The sequence below is a fragment of the Nonomuraea aridisoli genome, assembly GCF_003236395.1.
GTDB classification, from domain to species: domain Bacteria; phylum Actinomycetota; class Actinomycetes; order Streptosporangiales; family Streptosporangiaceae; genus Nonomuraea; species Nonomuraea aridisoli.
In genome coordinates, this window is the sequence record NZ_POUD01000080.1 from 13,267 (window position 1) to 32,648 (window position 19,382).

17 protein-coding genes are annotated in these 19,382 nt (G+C 71.1%); 5 read left to right on the plus strand and 12 right to left on the minus strand.

Going from position 1 to position 19,382, the window contains the following annotated elements:
* Positions 1-2: 2 nt before the first annotated feature.
* Positions 3-671, minus strand: coding sequence for a response regulator transcription factor (locus C1J01_RS20270; RefSeq protein WP_012888073.1), 669 nt, complete (start codon positions 669-671; stop codon positions 3-5).
* 438 nt (positions 672-1,109) lie between these two features.
* On the opposite strand from C1J01_RS20270, the gene C1J01_RS20275 reads away from it, so the two are divergent.
* On the plus strand, positions 1,110-4,442 hold the full coding sequence (locus C1J01_RS20275) for a glycosyl hydrolase family 95 catalytic domain-containing protein (protein WP_111180556.1): 3,333 nt from the start codon (positions 1,110-1,112) through the stop codon (positions 4,440-4,442).
* Between the two features lie 90 nt (positions 4,443-4,532).
* Here the strand turns inward: C1J01_RS20275 and bfr are convergent, their stop codons facing one another.
* The 7 genes from bfr to C1J01_RS20310 form a co-directional block, all read right to left on the minus strand.
* Positions 4,533-5,021 carry a bacterioferritin gene (gene bfr / locus C1J01_RS20280; protein WP_111180557.1) on the minus strand — a complete coding sequence of 163 codons (489 nt, stop codon included), beginning with the start codon at positions 5,019-5,021 and terminating at the stop codon, positions 4,533-4,535.
* A gap of 26 nt (positions 5,022-5,047) precedes the next feature.
* Positions 5,048-5,224 carry a (2Fe-2S)-binding protein gene (locus C1J01_RS20285; RefSeq protein WP_111180558.1) on the minus strand — a complete coding sequence of 59 codons (177 nt, stop codon included), beginning with the start codon at positions 5,222-5,224 and terminating at the stop codon, positions 5,048-5,050.
* A 120-nt stretch (positions 5,225-5,344) separates the two neighbouring features.
* On the minus strand, positions 5,345-5,965 hold the full coding sequence (locus tag C1J01_RS20290; RefSeq protein WP_111180559.1) for an MBL fold metallo-hydrolase: 621 nt from the start codon (positions 5,963-5,965) through the stop codon (positions 5,345-5,347).
* Positions 5,966-6,029: 64 nt separating this feature from the next.
* The gene (locus C1J01_RS20295) at positions 6,030-7,115 is read right to left on the minus strand and encodes an S-(hydroxymethyl)mycothiol dehydrogenase (protein ID WP_111180560.1); all 1,086 of its coding nucleotides are present in this window, start codon (positions 7,113-7,115) and stop codon (positions 6,030-6,032) included.
* A 15-nt stretch (positions 7,116-7,130) separates the two neighbouring features.
* Positions 7,131-8,096 (minus strand): adenylate/guanylate cyclase domain-containing protein, encoded by a 966-nt coding sequence (locus C1J01_RS20300; protein WP_111180561.1) that lies wholly within the window; start codon positions 8,094-8,096, stop codon positions 7,131-7,133.
* Positions 8,097-8,111: 15 nt separating this feature from the next.
* Positions 8,112-8,624 carry a PH domain-containing protein gene (locus C1J01_RS20305; RefSeq protein ID WP_111180562.1) on the minus strand — a complete coding sequence of 171 codons (513 nt, stop codon included), beginning with the start codon at positions 8,622-8,624 and terminating at the stop codon, positions 8,112-8,114.
* A 64-nt stretch (positions 8,625-8,688) separates the two neighbouring features.
* Positions 8,689-9,510: a biotin--[acetyl-CoA-carboxylase] ligase gene (locus C1J01_RS20310; protein WP_111180563.1), complete on the minus strand. Its 822-nt coding sequence runs from the start codon at positions 9,508-9,510 to the stop codon at positions 8,689-8,691.
* 182 nt (positions 9,511-9,692) lie between these two features.
* Here C1J01_RS20310 and fdhD point away from each other — a divergent pair, with 182 nt between their 5' ends.
* Positions 9,693-10,532, plus strand: coding sequence for a formate dehydrogenase accessory sulfurtransferase FdhD (gene fdhD / locus C1J01_RS20315; protein ID WP_111180564.1), 840 nt, complete (start codon positions 9,693-9,695; stop codon positions 10,530-10,532).
* Positions 10,533-10,535: 3 nt separating this feature from the next.
* Here fdhD and C1J01_RS20320 read toward each other — a convergent pair whose 3' ends face one another.
* The 3 genes from C1J01_RS20320 to C1J01_RS20330 all read right to left on the minus strand — a co-directional run bounded on the left by C1J01_RS20320 (position 10,536) and on the right by C1J01_RS20330 (position 15,659).
* A complete protein-coding gene (locus C1J01_RS20320; RefSeq protein WP_111180565.1) occupies positions 10,536-13,157 on the minus strand; it encodes a phosphoenolpyruvate carboxylase in 2,622 nt (873 codons plus the stop codon).
* Positions 13,158-13,269: 112 nt separating this feature from the next.
* A complete protein-coding gene (locus tag C1J01_RS20325) occupies positions 13,270-14,886 on the minus strand; it encodes a hypothetical protein (protein WP_111180566.1) in 1,617 nt (538 codons plus the stop codon).
* On the minus strand, positions 14,883-15,659 hold the full coding sequence (locus C1J01_RS20330; protein ID WP_111180567.1) for an ABC transporter ATP-binding protein: 777 nt from the start codon (positions 15,657-15,659) through the stop codon (positions 14,883-14,885). The genes C1J01_RS20325 and C1J01_RS20330 overlap by 4 nt, the downstream gene beginning before the upstream one ends.
* A gap of 34 nt (positions 15,660-15,693) precedes the next feature.
* Between C1J01_RS20330 and C1J01_RS20335 the strand changes: the two genes are divergently transcribed.
* The 3 genes from C1J01_RS20335 (at position 15,694) to C1J01_RS20345 (ending at position 18,523) form a co-directional block, all read left to right on the plus strand.
* Positions 15,694-17,280 carry an acyl-CoA carboxylase subunit beta gene (locus tag C1J01_RS20335; RefSeq protein ID WP_111180568.1) on the plus strand — a complete coding sequence of 529 codons (1,587 nt, stop codon included), beginning with the start codon at positions 15,694-15,696 and terminating at the stop codon, positions 17,278-17,280.
* Complete coding sequence (locus C1J01_RS20340; RefSeq protein ID WP_111180569.1) at positions 17,277-17,477, plus strand: acyl-CoA carboxylase subunit epsilon; 201 nt, start codon at positions 17,277-17,279, stop codon at positions 17,475-17,477. Before C1J01_RS20335 ends, C1J01_RS20340 begins: the two co-directional genes overlap by 4 nt.
* 107 nt (positions 17,478-17,584) lie before the next feature.
* Entirely contained in the window at positions 17,585-18,523 is a 939-nt protein-coding gene (locus C1J01_RS20345) for an NYN domain-containing protein (RefSeq protein ID WP_111180570.1), read from the plus strand.
* Here the strand turns inward: C1J01_RS20345 and C1J01_RS20350 are convergent.
* On the minus strand, positions 18,481-19,382 hold a 902-nt coding region (locus C1J01_RS20350; protein ID WP_111180572.1), incomplete at its 5' end, for an ArsR/SmtB family transcription factor. The two genes, C1J01_RS20345 and C1J01_RS20350, sit on opposite strands and share 43 nt — an antisense overlap.

Genomic DNA, 19,382 nt, shown 5'->3' on the forward strand with positions numbered 1-19,382 from the left:
TCCTACTCGCGCTCGAACCGGAAGCCGACTCCCCTGACGGTCGTGATGTATCGAGGTTTCGCGGCGTCGTCGCCCAGCTTGCGGCGCAGCCAGGAAATGTGCATGTCGAGTGTCTTGGTCGAGCCCCACCAGTTCGTGTCCCACACCTCGCGCATGATCTGCTCGCGGGTGACGACCTTGCCGGCGTCGCGGACCAGAACCCTCAGCAGGTCGAACTCCTTCGTGGTCAAGTGCAGCTCCTTGTCGCCCATCCAGGCCCGCCGGGAGTCGGCGTCGATCCGCACTCCCTGGACGACCGGGGTCTCGGAGGTGCCGCGGCGCAGCAGCGCACGGACCCTCGCGAGCAGCTCGGCCAGCCTGAACGGCTTGGTGACGTAGTCGTCGGCGCCGGCGTCGAGGCCGACGACGGTGTCCACCTCGTCGACGCGCGCCGTGAGAATCAGGACCGGAGTTCCGTGCCCTTCGGCGCGGATCCGGCGGGCGACCTCCAGCCCGTCCATCTCTGGCAGGCCTAGGTCAAGAACGATGAGGTCTATTCCGCCCGACAGTGCCCTCTCCAGGGCCTGCGGGCCGTCCGGGCTCACCTCAACCTGGTAGCCCTCACGGCGCAGCGCACGCGCGAGTGGCTCGGAGATCGAGGTGTCATCCTCGGCGAGAAGTACGCAGGTCATGAACCGATCGTAGGACCTTAGGCGATCGTTTCCCGGGCACAGCGCGCGGTTTGACTCGTCGTTGACCTATCCATTGACCTGGGCAAACACGACTAAAAGACGTTTCGTCGTGATTAAAGTACCGCGGTTCGGCGTCCGAAGTCATCGGGTGATCATGCCCAAGCACGAATTCCTCAATCCTCCGGGGGAATTCCGGCACCGTTCGCACTCCATCCGGAGCCTCCCAATCCCGGACGCGTGCCGCACCTTCCCCGAAGCCCCCGCGACACGCCGAGGCCACCCCGAGGCGCGACACGACCCCTCCGACGTGTCGCCGGCTCGGGGAGCAGAGGCGGACAGACCCCTTCTCGTACGGATAGGTCGGATGTTGAGGGTTGTTGCACCGATATTTCAGTGATATTTCATGGTTTCTGAGCCCGTAGTGATCGGAGCACTCTCGTGAACTCACCCCCCATCGTCCGCGCCGTCCTCACTCTCCTGTTAGCGACGTCCTTCACCGCAGCCCTGCCATCCGCCCCCGCCGCCGCCGAGGTGACCCTCGATACACCCGATGACCTGACCCTCTGGTACGACAAACCGGCCACCGACTGGGAGACCCAGGCGCTGCCGATCGGGAACGGCGCCCTCGGCGCCATGGTGTTCGGCGGCACGTCCACCGAGCAGATCCAGTTCAACGAGAAGACCCTGTGGACCGGCGGCCCCGGCTCACGCCAGGGCTACGACTTCGGCAACTGGACCACGCCCCGGCCGAACGCCATCGCCGAGGTGCAGCAGCAGCTCGACCGCGACGGCCGGATGACGCCGGAGGCGGTCGCCGCCAAGCTGGGGCAGCCGAAGCGCGGCTTCGGGGCGTACCAGACGTTCGGCGACCTGTGGCTCGACATGGCGCAGGAGGGCACGCCCACCGGCTACCGGCGGGAGCTGAGCCTGCGCGAGGCCGTGGCGCGGGTCGGCTACACGGCCGACGGCGTGCGCTACTCCCGCGAGTACTTCGCCAGCCACCCCGCCGGCGCGATCGTCGGCCGGATCTCGGCCGACGAGGCGGGCAAGGTGTCGTTCACCCTGCGCACGTCGTCGCCACGGAACGACAAGCAGGTCAGCGTCAAGGACGGCCGGCTGACGATCCGCGGGGCGCTGCAGGACAACGGGATGCGGTTCGAGGCCCAGGTGCAGGTCGTCACGGAGGGCGGCACGCGTACGGACGGGGGCGACCGCGTCACGGTCACCGGGGCCGACAGCGCGATGTTCGTCCTGTCGGCCGGGACGGACTACGCCGCCGAGTACCCGGCCTACCGGGGCGAGGACCCGCACGCCGCCGTGACGGCCGCCGTGGACCGGGCCGTCGGGCAAGGCTACGACGCCCTGAAGCGGGCCCACCAGGACGACTACCGCAAGCTGTTCGACCGGGTGAAGCTCGACATCGGGCAGAAGGCGCCGGCCGTCCCGACGGACCGGCTGCGGGCGAGCTACACCGGCGGCGCCTCGGCCGACGACCGGGCGCTGGAGGCGATGTTCTTCGCGTACGGGCGTTACCTGCTGATCGCCTCCTCGCGGGACGGGTCGCTGCCCGCCAACCTGCAGGGCGTGTGGAACAACTCGACCAGCCCGCCCTGGTCGGCGGACTACCACGTCAACATCAACCTGCAGATGAACTACTGGCTGGCCGACCAGACGAACCTGGCCGAGACCACCAAGCCGTACGACGACTACGTGCGCTCGATGGTGCCGGCGGGCGAGCGTACGGCGCGGGAGATGTTCGGGGCCGACGGCTGGCTGGTGCACAACGAGACGAACCCGTTCGGGTTCACCGGCGTGCACGACTGGGCGACCTCGTTCTGGTTCCCGGAGGCGGCGGCGTGGCTGACCCAGCAGATGTACGACCACTACCGCTTCGGCGGCGACGAGGAGTACCTGCGCGAGACGGCGTACCCGGTGATGAAGGGGGCGGCGGAGTTCTGGCTGGACACGCTGCACACCGACCCGCGTGACGGGAAGCTGGTCGTCTCGCCGAGCTACTCCCCCGAGCAGGGCGACTTCTCGGCCGGGGCGTCGATGTCGCAGCAGATCGTCTGGGACCTGTTCACTAACGTGGCCGAGGCGTCCGAGACGCTCGGGGTGGACTCCGAGTTCCGTACGCGGGTGCGCGAGGCCCTGGACAAGCTCGACCCTGGCCTGCGGATCGGGTCGTGGGGGCAGCTCCAGGAGTGGAAGCAGGACTGGGACGACCCGAACAACACCCACCGGCACGTGTCGCACCTGTTCGCGCTGCACCCGGGGCGGCAGATCACCGCGGACAGCCCGGAGGGCCGGGCGGCCGAGGTGTCGCTGACCGCGCGCGGCGACGGCGGCACCGGCTGGAGCAAGGCGTGGAAGATCAACTTCTGGGCGCGGCTGCTCGACGGCGACCACGCGCACAAGATGCTGAGCGAGCAGCTGAAATTCTCCACGCTGGAGAACCTGTGGGACACGCACCCGCCGTTCCAGATCGACGGAAATTTCGGCGCTTCTGCTGGTATTTCGGAAATGTTGGTGCAGAGTCAGCACGACGAGATCCACGTGCTGCCCGCCCTGCCCTCGGCCTGGCCCACCGGCTCGGTGACCGGACTGCGCGCCCGCGGCGACGTCACGGTGGACGTCTCCTGGCACGACGGCGCCGCCGAGAAGATCACCCTGCACCCCGGCCGCACCGGCCAGATCAAGGTACGCGCCGCCGCCGTCGCCGGACGCTACCGGGTGTACGACGAGCAGGGTCACGAGGTGGGCCCGCACCGCTCCGGCGACACGCTGAGCTGGAACGCCAGGGCCGGGAAGTCGTACACGATCGTCAACGAGGTCGCGGTCTCCGTGACGGCGCCGGCCTCGGTGGGGGCCGGGGAGTCGTTCGAGGTCGAGGCGACGGTCACCGCCCCGGGCCGGCGCGCGGTGCCCGCCGGGACGCTGGCGCTGGAGCTGCCCGAGGGCTGGACCTCCGAGCCGACCTCTGTGCGGGTGCCGGCCGTGCCGCGCGGTGAGACGCGCTCGGCGACGTTCACGGTCACGGCCGGGCCCGCCGACGGGAGCCGCAGCGCTCGGCTGACGGCGGTGCTCACGGCCGATTCGTGGCGTTCGTCCGGGTCCGCCACGGTGGGCCTGTCGCCCTGCGCGACGCCGCCCGCCGACAAGGTGCTGGTCGCCTGGGACCCGGCGGCCGGCTCCACGGTCGCCGACTCCTCGGGCAACGGGCGCCCGGCCTCCGTCGTGGGCGCCGCGGCGTACGACGGCGAGGCTCCGACGGGCAGCGGGCTGGTGCTGGACGGGTCCACGTACCTGTCGACGGCGGCCACGACGCTCGGCTATCTGCCGGAGGCCACGTTCGCGGCCGAGGTGAAGATCGCGGGCAGCGGCTACCGGCGGCTGTTCGACTTCCAGCCCTCCGGCGACCCGGGCACGGACGGCGTGCTGATCGACGTCACGCCCGACAACCGGCTGCGGTTCATCGGCGCGGGGCAGAACGTCACGACCGACGCCACACTGCGGACCGGCCGCTACCTCAGCCTGGTCGTCACACTGTCCCGCACGGGCGCGGTCACCGTCTACGTGGACGGCGTGCGCGCGGGCGGCGGCACGGTGTCCTCCGACGGGATCGTCGGCTGCGCCACGCGTCCGCTCCGGTTCGCCGCCGACCAGGGCGGCGGGCAGCGCCTGACGGGCGCCGTGGACCGCATGGCCATCTGGCCGCGCGCCCTGCCGGAGGCGGACCTGCGCTCCTGGCAGGAGCTGGCCTTCTCATGAACGCGGGCCCCCGCGCGGACGGGGGCCTGACAAGCGGCGGCCCCCGTCACGCTCGTGCGTGCGGGGGCCTCGCGGGCGGACCGGCTGCGGTCAGTCGTCGTCGGACGACGGCGGCTCGGCGTAGCGGGCGAGGTAGAGCTGTTCGCCGAGGCTGCCGATCAGGCCGAGCTCGGTCTCCAGGTAGTCGATGTGCTTCTCCTCGTCCTCGAGGATCTGCTCGAAGATGCGCGCCGAGGTGATGTCGCCCTTCTCGCGCATGAGCTGGATCCCCGGCCGCAACCGCTGCACCACCGCCAGCTCGACGTCCAGGTCAGCCCGGAGCTGCTCCGGCACCGTCTGGCCGATGTGCAGGGTGCCGAGGCGCTGGTAGTTGGGCAGGCCCTCGAGGAACAGGATGCGCTCGGTCAGCCATTCGGCGTGGCGCATCTCCTCGATCGACTCGTCGCGCGTGTGCTCGGCGAGCTTGGTGTACCCCCAGTTCTCCTGCATCTTGGCGTGCAGGAAGTACTGGTTGATCGCGGTCAGCTCCGCGGTCAGCTGTTCGTTGAGCAACTCGATGATCTGCTTGTCGCCCTGCATGAACGGGCCCCTCGCTGCTATCCCGGCTATGCGGTCGTGAGTTCTTCAGTCCTTTTCAGGATGGCACAGATCTTCCGTACACAACGGGCACAGTCCCCACCGGCACCTGTGGTGTCGCGGATCTGCTTGGCGCTGGTGGCCCCGGCGGCGATGCAGTCGTGCACTTCGTTCTCGGTCACAGCACGACAAATGCACACGTACATCGGGGGACATGCCTCTCGCACGGGGGAACAAGGGACGCCTTTAGGTTAGGCACACCTAAGCTAGCCCACTTTGGTTAGGCTTGCCTATGTTGGCTCGGTCACAGTCCCGTGTCCCCGGTGTCAGTGCCCCCGGGCGATCCATTCCTCCAGGTGGGGCGCCTCCGCGCCGATCGAGGTCGACTCGCCGTGACCGGTGTGCACCACCGTCTCGGACGGCAGCGTCAGCAGCCGTTCCCTGATCGACGCGATGATCGTGTCGAACGAGCTGAAGGACCGTCCGGTGGCTCCGGGACCGCCCTTGAACAGCGTGTCGCCGCTGAACACCGCCCCCAGGTCGGGTGCGTGGACGCAGACCGCGCCCGGCGCGTGGCCGGGGGTGTGCAGGATCTGCAGCGCGATCCCGCCCACCATCAGCTTCTCGCCGTCGGCCAGCGGTTCGTAGGTCACCTCGGGCCCGTAGACCTGCTCCCACAACACCTGGTCGGCCGGGTGCAGGCGGATCGGCGCCCCGGTCAGCTCGGCCAGCTCGCGGGCGGCGTTGATGTGGTCGTTGTGCGCGTGGGTGCAGACGATCGCCTTCACCGAGCGCCCGCCGACCCGCTCGGCGATCGGCCCCGCGGTGTGGGCGGCGTCGACGATCACGACCTCGCGGGCGTCGCCGACCAGCCAGACGTTGTTGTCGACGTCCCACGTGCCGCCGTCGAGTGAGAACGTGCCCGAGGTGATGACCCGGTCGATCACAGTGCCTCCTGCCGATCTGCGCCCGGAAGGCTGTAACGGATGTCCTCGCTACGCTGCGGATCCATTAGAGCACCACCACCGAGCGCAGCACCTCGCCGCGGTGCATCTTGTCGAACGCCTCCTCGACCTGGTCGAGGGCGATCGTCTCGGTGACGAACTTGTCGAGCGGCAGGCGGTTCTGCAGGAACAGGTCGATGAGCATCGGGAAGTCGCGCGAGGGCAGGCAGTCGCCGTACCAGGAGGACTTCAGCGAGCCGCCGCGGCCGAACACGTCGAGCAGGGGCAGCTCGATCTTCATCTCCGGCGTCGGCACCCCGACCAGCACCACCGTGCCGGCCAGGTCGCGGGCGTAGAACGCCTGCTCGTACGTCTCGGGCCGGCCCACCGCCTCGACGACCACGTCGGCGCCGAACCCGCCGGTCAGCTCCTTGACCGCCTCGACCGGGTCGCTCTCGCGCGAGTTGACCGTGTGGGTGGCGCCGAAGCCGCGGGCCCACTCCAGCTTGCGGTCGTCCACGTCGACCGCGATGATCGTCGCCGCGCCGGCCAGCGACGCGCCCAGGATCGCCGCGTCGCCGACGCCGCCGCAGCCGATGACCGCCACGCTGTCGCCGCGCGTGACGCCGCCGGTGTTGATGGCCGCGCCGATGCCGGCCATGACGCCGCAGCCCAGCAGGCCGGCGACCTGCGCCGGGGCCTCGGCCGAGACCTTCGTGCACTGGCCCGCCGCCACCAGGGTCTTCTCCAGGAACGCGCCGATGCCGAGCGCGGGCGACAGCTCGGTGCCGCCCTTGAGGGTCATCTTCTGCGCGGCGTTGTGAGTGTTGAAGCAGTACCACGGACGGCCGCGCAGGCAGGCCCGGCACTGGCCGCAGATCGCGCGCCAGTTGAGGATCACGAAGTCGCCCGGGGACACCTCCGTGACGCCGGGGCCGACCGCCTCGACCACGCCCGCCGCCTCATGGCCCAGCAGGAAGGGGTAGTCGTCGCTGATGCCGCCCTCGCGGTAGTGCAGGTCGGTGTGGCAGACCCCGCAGGCCTGCACGTTCACCACCGCCTCGCCCGGACCCGGGTCCGGGACGATTACCGTCTCGAGCGAAACTTCCTGGCCCTTGCCTCGGGCGATGACGCCCTGCACTTCGTACGGCATGCCAGCCATCTTGTGTCAGGAGGATGATCTCCGCAAGACATAGGGCTGCACCACGCCGAGCCCTCTCGCGGGGCGGCGCCGGATCTTGTGCAGCGCGTACCCCTCGCGCCCGTCGATACCCTCGGCCAGCTCGGCGTCGACGAGGATCGTGCCCGGCCGGGCGATGGCGGTCAGGCGGGCGGCGAGGTTGACGGTCGTGCCGAAGACGTCGCCCATCATGGGCACCACGGGGCCGTACGCCATGCCGATGCGCAGCTCGCCGGTCTCGACCAGGTCGAGCGCGATCGCCCCCGCCTGCTCCGCCGTGCCGGCGGTGAACAGCACCTCGTCGCCCAGCGTCTTGACCAGCCGGGCGCCGTGGGAGGCGACGACGTCGGAGGCCCGCGCCTCGAACCCCTCCACCAGGTCGGCCAGCTCCCTCTCGTCGAGCTCGCGGGCCCGCCGGGTGAACGACACCAGGTCGGCGAACCCCACGGCCAGCGGCACGCGGGTCGGCGTCAGCTCGTCGTGCACGTCGGCCATGGCCAGCAGCCGGGTGCCGGCCGCGGCCAGCTGGGCCCGCCAGACGTGCACGAGGACGTGCTGGAAGTCGGGCAGCACCTTCTGCGCCGCGCCGAGCAGGGCGGCCAGGTCTCCTTCCGTGCGCTCCTCCGGCAGGGTGGCGCCGACGAAGATCTCCGCCTGCCACTGGGCGAGCCGCGCGGTGGTCTGGCCGAGCGCGCGGGCCATGCGGATCACGGTCTGCTCGTCGAGGCCGCCGTCGAGCATGCGGCGCACCCGGCGCAGCGCGGCGACGTCGGCGTCGGTGAACGCCACGGCGTCGTCGGCCCGCTGCGCGAACCCCAGGGCGCGCCAGATGCGGGCCGCCAGGTCCTGCGACACGCCGGCCTCGGCCGCGACCTGGGCCCGGGTGTGGCGGGGCGGGAGGCCGACCAGCAGCAGCTCGATGTCCTCGGCCGTCGGCCGGCGCTGTTCGCTCACCCGTAGGAGGGTATGTCAGCGGCCGTCGAGCTCACCGTCGGAGGCGTCCTCGACCAGCCGGAACAGGTCGGTGCGGACGTCCTGGATCTTCGGGATGTCGCGCAGCACGATCTCGCCCCGGTCGCCCGCCGACTCGACCGTCAGCGTGCCGCAGCCGAGCAGCCGCTCGGGGAACGTCTGGTCGGAGCTGACGGTGTTGACCTTGGTGATCGGGATCTCGTCGGTCGACTTGTTGAGCACGCCGGTGCTGATCGTGAAGCGGTGGGTGGTGAGCACGTACGCCGTGTTCTTCCACTGCAGGTAGGGCACGAACGACCAGATCGTCAGCAGGATGAGCGCGATGACGACGACCGCGATCCTGGCGTAGGTCGCGTAGGCGAAGTCGGCCGGGATGAAGTAGATCGCCGCGGCCGAGGCCAGGGCGATGAGGAGCAGCGCGAGGAACGGGCCGATGAGACGCTTCCAGTGCGGGTGGAAGGATCGTACGCGCCGCTCTCCCTGCGTCAGATGATGGTCGGGAAGGGCCATGGGCACATGCTGCCACCATCGCTCACGCCACGGCTACGACGCCGGGAGAACGGGCAGAGCCCGCTCAGGCGGCCGGGCGGACGTGGACGACGTCGCCCGCGCTGAGCGTGTACTGCTCGCCCGCCGCGTCGACCTGCAGGTGGCCGAAGTGGTCGATGCCGGTGGCCTGCCCGGTCAGCGTCGTCTCCCCCGGCAGCTGCACCCTGACCCGCCGCCCGACCGTGGCGCTCGAGGCCAGGTACGCCGAGCGCAGCCCGGCCGCCTCCGCGTCGCCCTTCGCCTCGGTCCAGTCTCGGTAGTGGCTCTCGACCTCGCGCAGCACCGCCCTGAGGAGCGGGTCGCGGTCGAGGCAGGCGGCCTCCTCGATGCCGAGCGACGTGGCCGTCTCGGCGGGCAGCTCGTCGGGCCTGAGCGTGACGTTCAGGCCCATGCCGATGATGACGGCGTCGTCCACCCGCTCGGCCAGCACCCCGGCCAGCTTGCGCTCGCCGATCAGCAGGTCGTTGGGCCACTTGAGGCGTACGTCGACCTCGGCCAGGCGGCGTACGGCGGAGGCGGCGGCGACGGCGTACAGGAGGGTGAGCCAGCCGTGGGCGGCGACCGGCACGCCGGGCCGCAGCAGGATCGAGAACGTCAGCCCGGAGCGGGGCGGCGACGACCACGCGCGGCCCAGCCGGCCGCGGCCCGCCCGCTGCTCCTCCGCCACCAGCACCGTGCCCTCGGGTGCGCCGCCGCGGGCGGCGTCGGCCAGGTCGGCGTTGGTGGAGCCGGTGCTGTCGACGACCGTGACGCCGGTCCACAACGAGCCGGGGCGCACGAGGGCGCGGTTGAGCGCCGCCTCGGACAGGGGCGGGCGGTCGAGGTCGGAGTAGCGGGACTCGGGCATCTCCCCATCTTCGCGGACGGCGGTGGGTGCCCAGGCCCCGGCCCCCGGGTCACCGGCATCTCTGACCAGGAGTGATGATGAAGTATGAGCATTTTTGTGCACCCTGCGGGCCGGGAGACCCCTTGGCCGGAGGGTGATGTACGGCTGGAGGACGGCGCGTCCGGCGTCGCGGTGGAGGCGCTGTGAGGGTGCGCCCGGGTCCGACGACCCGCATCCGCATCACCGAGTTGTCCGGCCCCACGGCCAGGGACCGCCGCGACGACCTGGCCACCGAAGAGCCGCTCGAGATCCGCATGTCAGCGCCCGACGGCTCGCGGCGCACGGCGGCCATCACCATGCGCACCCCAGGGCACGACTTCGAGCTGGCGGCCGGGTTTCTGTGCGGCGAGGGCCTGGCGGGACCGGGTGACATCGCCGCCATCGCCTACTGCACCGACGACGACATCCCGCCCGAGGCCCGCTACAACACCGTCACCGTCCACCTGAAGGGCCCCATCCCCGACCTGCCCGCCCTCGACCGCCACTTCCTCACCTCCAGCGCCTGCGGCGTCTGCGGCTCAGCCAGCCTCGAATCCCTCCACGACCGCTGCCGCCCCCTCCCCCCAGGCGAACTGAAACTCACCCCCGACCTGCTCTACGGACTGCCCGGCGCACTACGCAACGCCCAAGGCGTGTTCGGCAAGACCGGCGGACTCCACGCCGCCGGACTCTTCACCCCCGCCGGAACACTCGTCGCCGCCCGCGAGGACGTCGGCCGCCACAACGCCGTCGACAAACTCGTCGGCTGGGCCGCCATGAACGACCGGCTGCCACTGACCGACCACGTCCTCATGGTCAGCGGCCGCGCCAGCTACGAGATCATGCAGAAAGCCCTCGCCGCCGGCATCCCCGCAGTGTGCGCGGTATCGGCGCCGTCCTCCCTGGCGGTCGATCTCGCCAGGGAGTTCGGCATCACACTGGTCGGCTTCCTGCGCGGCGAACGCTGCAACGTCTACGCGGGCGCCGAGCGGGTGGCCGCGTGAGGCTCAGCCGGTGTTCTGCAGGCCGGCCGCCACGCCGTTGACCGACAGGAGCAGGAGGGTGGACAGGCGTTCGCGCTCCTGCTCCGACGGGGCGCCGGTGCGCAGCGCGCGCAGCGCCCGCAGCTGCAGGTGTGACAGGGCGTCGACGTACGGGTCGCGCAGCTGGACGGCGCGCGAGAGGACCTTGCGGTTCTCCAGCAGCCGCTTGTGGCCGGTGACGCGCAGCACCAGCTCGCGGGTGCGGTCGTACTCCTCCAGCACCTGGCGGGTGAAGTCCTCCCTGCCGCCCAGCGCGAGGTAGCGCTCGGCGATCGAGCGGTCGGTCTTGGCCAGCGACATCTCGGCGTTGTCGAGCAGCGCGTTGAACAGCGGCCACTCCGCGTACGCCGCCCGCAGCTCCTCCAGGGAGCCGACGGCGGCCAGGCCGGTGCCGAGGCCGTACCAGCCGGGGAGGTTGACCCGGGTCTGCGCCCAGGCGAACACCCACGGGATCGCGCGCAGGTCGTCGAGCGAGCGCGGCGCGCCGAGGCCGCGGCGGGCCGGGCGGGAGCCCAGGCGCAGCGTGCCGATCTCCTCCAGCGGGCTGACCAGGCCGAACCACTCGGGGAAGGCCGGCGCCTCGGTCAGCGCGCGGTAGGCCCGCTCGGAGGCCGTGGCCACCTGCTCGGCCAGGCCGCGGAAGCGCTCGGCGGCGGCCGCCGTGCGCTCTCCCACCGCGGGCGAGGACGCCATCAGCACGGCGTTGGCCACCTGCTCCAGATGGCGGCGGGCGATGGCGATGTGGCCGTAGCGGGCGAAGATGACCTCGCCCTGCTCGGTGACCTTGAAGCGGCCCGCGACCGAGCCCGGGGCCTGCGCCAGCACCGCCCGGTTGGCCGGGCCGCCGCCGCGGCCGAGCGCGCCGCCCCGGCCGTGGAACATGCGCAGCTTCACGTCGTGCTCGGCGGCCCAGGCGGTGAGCGCCTCCTGCGCCTCGTACAGCCGCAGCGTGGCCGCGGCCGGGCCGAGCTCCTTGGCCGAGTCGGAGTAGCCGAGCATGATCTCCATGCGCCGGCCGGTGTCGGACAGCCGCCGCTGCACCTCCGGGATGTCGAGCATGCCGGTCAGCACGCGCGGCGAGTTGGCGAGGTCCTCGCCCGACTCGAACAACGGCACCACGTCGAGCACCGGCGCGCGGTCGCCGAGGGCGTGCCGGGCCAGCTCGTAGACCGCCGCGATGTCGTCGGCCGAGCGGGTGAAGGAGACGACGTAGCGGGAGCAGGCCGTGACGCCGTAGCGCTCCTGGATCCAGGCGATCACCCGGATCGTGGCGAGCACCTCTTCGGTGCGCTCGGACGGCTCGCCGCCCGCCCGCACCTCCTCCAGGGCCGCGGCGTGCACCTGGGAGTGCTGGCGCACCTCCAGCTCGGCCAGGTGGAAGCCGAACGTCTCGACCTGCCAGATGAGGTGCTGCAACTCGCCGTACGCCTGCCGCGGCGCCGAGGCGGCCAGCGACTCCTGGGCCAGCCGCAGGTCGGCCAGCAGCTCGGCGGGCGAGCGGTAGGCGAGGTCGAGGTCGCGGCGCCGGGTGGCGGCGATGCGCGCGGCCACGAAGAGCAGCCACTGCCGGTGGGGCTCACGCGGCGAGCGGGTGGCCAGCTCGGAGACCACGTCGGGATAGGCGTCGACGGCCGCGGCCAGCGCCGAGCGCAGCGCGGGCGAGCAGGGGGACAGCGGCGCGGACGCGGTGAGCGTGCGGCCGATGCGCGAGCAGGCGGCCTCCAGGGCCGACAACACGTGCTCGGACTGGATCTGCATGGTCTCGCGGGTGACGCGGGCGGTGACGTTGGGGTTGCCGTCGCGGTCGCCGCCGATCCAGCTGCCGTACCGGATGAACGGCCTGGCCTGCGGCGGGCGGGTGCCGGTGCGCTCGTCGAGCGCGGCGTCCAGCGAGCGGTAGACCTGCGGCACCATGCGGAACAGCGTCTCGTCGAAGGCGGCCATGGCGGTGCGCACCTCGTCGAGCGGGTCGAGCTTGGTCGAGCGCAGCTGGGCCGTACGCCACAGCAGGTCGATCTCCTCCAGCATGCGGCGCTTGCTCTCGGCGCGTTCGGAGGCGCCGCGGCCGGGGGTGTTGTACTCGGTGAGCTGACCGCTGATGCGCTGGATCGCGGTGACGACCGCGCGCCGGCGCGCCTCGGTGGGGTGCGCGGTGAGCACCGGGTGCAGCTCCAGGCCCGCCACCAGCTCGGTGACACGTTCGTGGCCGAGCTCCTGCACGGCCTGTGCCAGCGACTCGCGCTGCACCCGGCCCTCGGCGTCCCGCTCGCGCAGCGTGCGGATCCGATAGTGCTCCTCGGCCAGGTTGGCCAGATGGAAGTAGCAGGTGAACGCGCGGGCGACCTGCACCGCGCGCTCGATCTCCCACCCCGCCACCATCTCGGTGATCTCGTCGGCCGAGACCTCTCCTCTGCGCGCGGCGATGACCGCCTTGCGCAACCGTTCGACGTCGGCCAGCAGGTCTTCGCCGCCCTGCTCCGCGAGCACCTGGCCGAGCAGCCGGCCGAGCATGCGCACGTCGTGGCGCAGCTCTTCCGGCATCTCGGTCGCGGCGGCGCTGCGTCGCTCGAGCCCCTGGTCAATCATGATTCGAAGATATCGACTCGCGTTCCGCAGCCGTAGACCGGTCTCGCCCATTGGACTAGACCACTGTGAACTTCCAGGCCATCGAGCCGGTCTTGCGGAGCGAGGCCGTGAATTACGTGGGTTTGGACACGGCTTCGAGGAGCTCGGGCATGCGTCGGTGGGCGACTCGGGCGGCCAGGCGGCGGCCGAGGGCGGCGATGAGCAGGCCGTAGAACGGCGCCGCCGCCGACACCCAGAGCACACCCAGCAACATGGGCACCACGAACGGCGCCGCCAGCGCGATCATCGCGACCGCGGCGGCCACCGCCCCGGCGAACGCCTGCCCGCCCTGGCCCGGGGCCGCGCCGGTGAAGGCGTTCATCCGGTCGGGCACGGTGTACGGCAGGAGCACGCTGGTGACCGAGCCGACACCGAGGCCGACGCCGAGCATGCCCCAGGAGGCCAGCAGGGCGGGCAGGATCCGCGCGGCCTGGTCGGTGTACAGGGCGCTGCCGACGGCGATCACGGCCAGCACCGGCACCGCGATCATCGCGTTGGCCAGGTGCCGGCCCGCGAGGTCGGCGCGCAGGTCGCGCTCGGCGCCGAAGACGACGGCGTTCATCCACAACGAGCGGCCGTCGATGCCGAACACGTTGCCCGCCATCAGCGCGATCATGAGCGCGCCCAGCAGGGCCAGGAAGACGGCCTGCCCGTCGGACGGCTGGTCGCCGCCCATCGAGATGCCGAGCACGAGCGTCAGGAACAGGGCGCTGCCCCAGTTGACCCGGAAGCGCGGGTCGCGCCTGATGTACTTCAGCTCCTTCGTCACCACGGCCGCCAGCGGGCCGTCGGGCAGCAGCCGGTCGACGAGGCCGCGCTCCCTGCGTACGGAGGCCGACTTCCCGGACGCCTCGGGCGTGACGAGGGCGCGGCCGAGCGCCTTGATCCACAACCAGCCGCACAACACCACGAGCACGGCGAGGACCGCGATCTCGGCGAGCCCGGCCAGGCCGCCGTCGGCGATCGCGTGCGCGGCCATGCCGGGCGGCGTCCAGCGCAGCACAACGGCCATCTGGTGCAGCATCGCGGTGGGATCGCTCAGGCCGCGGTTCATCATCAGGTTGGGTACCTGCGCGACCAGCACGACCAGGATCACGGAGACGGCCAGCAGGTCGCGCCCGCGCCGGCTGCGCAGCGCTCCGGACAACACCGTGGTGACGAGGCGGGACGCCACCACGCAGAGCGCGAACTGCAGCAGCACGGCCGGCACCCCGAGGAGCACGCCGCCGGGCCCGGAGGCGAGCGCGGTGATCCCGCCGAACGTGACGACGAGCGTGGCGAGCGGCCAGACGCCGGTCACGGACGCGGTGAACAGGCCGAGCGCGAGGTCGCGCGTGCGCAGCGGGAACAGCGCCAGCTTCGCCGGGTCGAGCGTGTCGTCCAGGCCGAAGGCGAGCAGCGGCATGACCATCCAGCTGACCAGCAGCGACGCGTACGCCATGACCGTGACCGAGAAGGCGATGTCGTCGGGCGCGAGGCTCAGCAGGCTCATGAGGAAGAAGCCGAGCGCGGCCAGGACGAGGGCCACGACGAGGGTGAGGACGAACGCGACCTTGCGCTGGGCGTCGCCGCGCAGGTTGCCGCCCAGCAGCCGCAGCTTGAGCTCCGCGAACAGCCCGACGGTGCCGAGCACGCCGTTCCCGGCCCCGGGCGCGGGGCCGGGTGCGGTGGTGGGGCTGGGTGTGGTCATCGGCCGGCCTCGGGACGGGCGCCGAGCCAGCTCAGGTCGGCCTGGCCGTCCTGAGGCGAGCGGCCGACCAGGTCGAGGAACGCCTGGTTGAGGCTGCGCCCGCCGCGTACGTCGGCCAGCGGGCCCTGCGCCACGATGCGGCCCGCGCTCATCACCGACACCCAGTCGCACAGCCGCTCGACCAGGTCCATCACGTGGCTGGAGAAGATCACGGTGGCGCCGGACGCGGTGAGGCGCCGCAGCACCTCGGTGAGCGTGTCGGCGCTGACCGGGTCGACGCCCTCGAACGGCTCGTCGAGGAAGAGCACCGACGGGTTGTGCAGCAGCGCGGCGGCCAGCCCGATCTTCTTGCGCATGCCGGTGGAGTAGTCGACGACCAGCTTGTCGGCGGCGTCGGTGAGGTCCATCACGGACAGCAGCTCGCCCGCGCGCCGCTCGACGTCGGCCTTGGGGATGCCGCGCAGCCTGCCGTTGTAGAGCAGCAGCTCGCGCCCCGACAGCCGCTCGAACAGCCGCAGCCCTTCCGGTAACACCCCGATGCGGGCCTTGACCTGGACCGGGTCGCGCCAGACGTCGAACCCGTCGATCTCGGCCGAGCCGCCGTCGGGACGGAGCAGGCCGGTGATCATGCTGAGCGTCGTGGTCTTGCCCGCTCCGTTGGGCCCGACCAGGCCCGCGAAGCTCCCGGCCGGGACGGCGAGATCGACCCCCGCGACCGCCACTTGCTCACCGAAGCGCTTGAACAGGCCGTGGGTGCGAACCGCATCCGTCATGGCTCCACTGTAGGAGGGGGATACCCTGGCGCGCATGAGCAGTGCCCAGCCCCTACCGGAAGAACCGGACATCCACACCACTGCGGGGAAGATCGCCGATCTGGAGCGGCGCCTCGGTGAGGCCGCGCACGCGGGGTCGGCGGCGGCGGTGGAGAAGCAGCACGCCAGAGGCAAGATGACCGCCAGGGAGCGGGTGCTGGCGCTGCTGGACGAGGGCTCGTTCGTGGAGTTCGACGAGTTCGCCCGGCACCGCTCCACGATGTTCGGGCTCGACGGCCGCCGCCCGTACGGCGACGGCGTCATCACCGGGCACGGCACGATCGACGGCCGCCAGGTGTGCGTGTTCTCCCAGGACGTGACCGTCTTCGGCGGCTCGCTGGGCGAGGTCTACGGCGAGAAGATCGTCAAGGTGCTCGACCTGGCGATCAAGACCGGCTGCCCGATCATCGGCATCAACGAGGGCGGCGGCGCCCGCATCCAGGAGGGCGTGGTCGCGCTCGGCCTGTACGCCGAGATCTTCAAGCGCAACGTGCACGCCTCGGGCGTGATCCCGCAGATCTCGCTCATCATGGGGGCGGCGGCCGGCGGCCACGTCTACTCCCCCGCGCTGACCGACTTCGTGGTCATGGTCGACCAGACGTCGCAGATGTTCATCACCGGGCCCGACGTGATCAAGACGGTGACCGGTGAGGAGGTCACGTTCGAGGAGCTGGGCGGCGCCCACACGCACAACACCAGGTCCGGCGTGGCCCACTACCAGGCCGCCGACGAGCAGGACGCGCTCGAGTACGTCAAGACGCTGCTGTCGTACCTCCCGTCCAACAACCTGGACGAGGCGCCGGTCTACGAACCGGCGGCCGACCTCGATCCCGATCCGGAGCTGGACGAGCTCATCCCCGACTCGGCCGGCCAGCCGTACGACATGCACCGGGTGATCGAGCGGGTGCTGGACGACGGCGAGTTCCTGGAGGTCCACGCGCTCTTCGCGCCGAACATCGTGGTCGGGTACGGCCGGCTGGACGGCCAGCCGGTGGGCGTCGTGGCCAACCAGCCCATGCATTTCGCCGGATGCCTCGATATCAACGCATCCGAGAAGGCCGCCAGATTCATCCGAACATGTGACGCCTTCAATATTCCGATCCTCACATTTGTCGACGTACCGGGATTCCTTCCCGGAACGGATCAAGAATGGAACGGAATCATCCGCCGCGGCGCCAAGCTCCTGTACGCCTACGCCGAGGCCACCGTCCCGTTGATCACCGTGATCACCCGCAAGGCGTACGGCGGCGCGTACGACGTCATGGGGTCCAAACACCTGGGCGCGGACATCAACCTGGCCTGGCCCACGGCGCAGATCGCCGTCATGGGCGCGCAGGGCGCGGTCAACATCCTCTACCGGCGCGAACTCGCCGCCACCGACGACCCCGACGCGCGGCGCGCGGAACTTGTCACCGAGTACGAGGACACCCTGGCCAACCCGTACATCGCGGCCGAGCGCGGCTACGTGGACGCGGTGATCCGGCCGTCCGACACCCGCCCCCAGGTGGTCAGGGCGCTGCGTGCGCTGCGGAACAAGCGCGCGACACTCCCGCCGAAGAAGCATGGGAACATCCCGCTATGACGCCAGATCTGCGCATTGTGCGCGGCGACGCCACACCGGAGGAGATCGCCGCGCTCGTCATCGTGCTCGCGACACGACACGCCCAACCGGAGCCGCGCCCCGTTCCGAGAAGTCAAACATGGCGAAACCCAGCTAGAGCGATGCGTAAGCCCGTCGCCCCAGGGAAGTCGGCATGGCGGATGAGCGCACTACCCTAGATGGATCGAGGGAATCGGGTGTCAAGTTCCTCGGGAGTTGGGACTATCTAGAGAAAGTAGGCGTATATAGTCAGCCGATCAACTAACACCGCGGCCTGGAGGACGACATGGCCATCCCAGACCTCATGCCGCATCCTGTGGCAGCAAAGTATGCCGTCCTAGTGGATGTCGGTTATCTGTACGCGGCGGCAGGTGAAGTGCTGCTCGGCGCGAAGGAACGCAAGGAATATCGGGTGGCCGCGGATGAGCTCATCCAGAGTCTGCAGAAACATGCAGAGGAACGTATTTCCGGCGAACTCTTGCGGATCTATTGGTATGACGCAGCCCGTGACCGCGTGCCGACCGTCGACCAGCGTGTCATCGCCCAGCTTCCCTGGGTGAAGGTGCGGCTTGGCAACCTGAACGCCCGTGGCCAGCAGAAAGGCGTTGACGCGCAGATCCGGAGCGACCTGGAGGCGCTGGCCCGGCATCACGCGGTGACCGACACGATCCTGCTTGCGGGCGACGAGGACATGGTCCCGGCGGTCGAGGCGGCCCAGGCGTACGGCGTGCGCATCCACCTGTGGGGCGTGGAGCCGCCGTACGGCACCAACCAGGCCGAACGCCTGGTGTGGGAGTCCGACACCGTTGAAGTGATCACTGCTGATTTCCTGAGGCCCTTTTTCAGCCGCGCTCCGCAGCCCGTGGCGGTCACGCCGCCGGCCGCGCCCTCGCCCGCGCAGGTCTTCGCCGGCCGCGCGCCCGTCAAACCGCAGGCCAAGCCCGGCCAGGTCGCCAAGCTCGGCCCGAGCCGGCCGCGTGTCGAGGACGTCGGCGAGCACGTCGCGCAGAAGTGGATACTCACCCGCGGTCGCGACAACATCCGCGACCTGCTGCCCGGCCCGATCCTGCCCACCGTGATCGACACCGAGCTGCTGATCGAGGCGGAGAAGGAGCTCGGCCACTCGTTGCGGCCCTACCCGGAGGCTCGGGTGTGGCTGCGTGACGGGTTCTGGGCACGCGTCTACCGGGAGTTCGACCTCGGCGTCGGGGTCTCGTCGAAGTAGCCGCCGCCCGACAGGAGCGCTTCGGCCGTCGCCGTACGGGCGTACAACACGTAGCGCCCCGTGCGGTGGGCCGTGCAGAGACCCGCCCGGCGCAGCGCGGTGAGGTGCTGGTTCGCGCCCGGCTCCGACAGGCCGGTGCGCTGGGCCAGGGCGCGCGTGGAGGCGGGCTGGTCGAGCTCGGCCAGCAGGCGGGCGCGGGTGCGGCCGAGCACGGCCGCGAGCGCCTGCGGGGGCTCCGTCTCGCGGCGTTCCCACAGCGTGGCGATGCCGCGCGGCGGGTAGCGCACGGTCGGCTGGTACGGCGGCGTGGTGATCGAGAACACCCGCGGCGAGGCGAACACGCACGGCACCAGCAACAGCCCCTGGCCGCGTAGCGAGCGTTCGCCCGAGGCGTACCGGTGGCGGATGCTCAGCGTGCCGTCCTCCCACGTGACGGCGTCGTCGAGGTCGGCGAGCATGCGCTGGAGACCGCTCTCGGCCAGCAGCCTCGCGCGGTGCAGGATCTCTCCCTCCAGCAGCGACCTGATCTTCGGCCAGTACGGCGCCATCGCCGCCCGCCAGTAGGCCCGCACCTCCTCGGCCAGGCGTTCCAGGCCCTCGTCCGGGTCGTCGTAGAGGGCCTGGACACGTTTCGTGCGCGGGCGCGGGATCTCGTCCAGGTCCGCGCGGACGCGGTCGGCGGCGCCGCGCATCGTCGCCAGCTCCAGCTCCAGGTCCGGCAGGGACGTGGACGGCGGCGTGCAGGTGAAGCCGGCGATCGAGATCGTGGGGACCGGCACCAGGTCGGACAGCAGCCGCCAGTCGACGTCCCGCAGGCGGCGGCGCACCTGGTCGGCCCAGGGGCGCAGCAGGGGGTGGG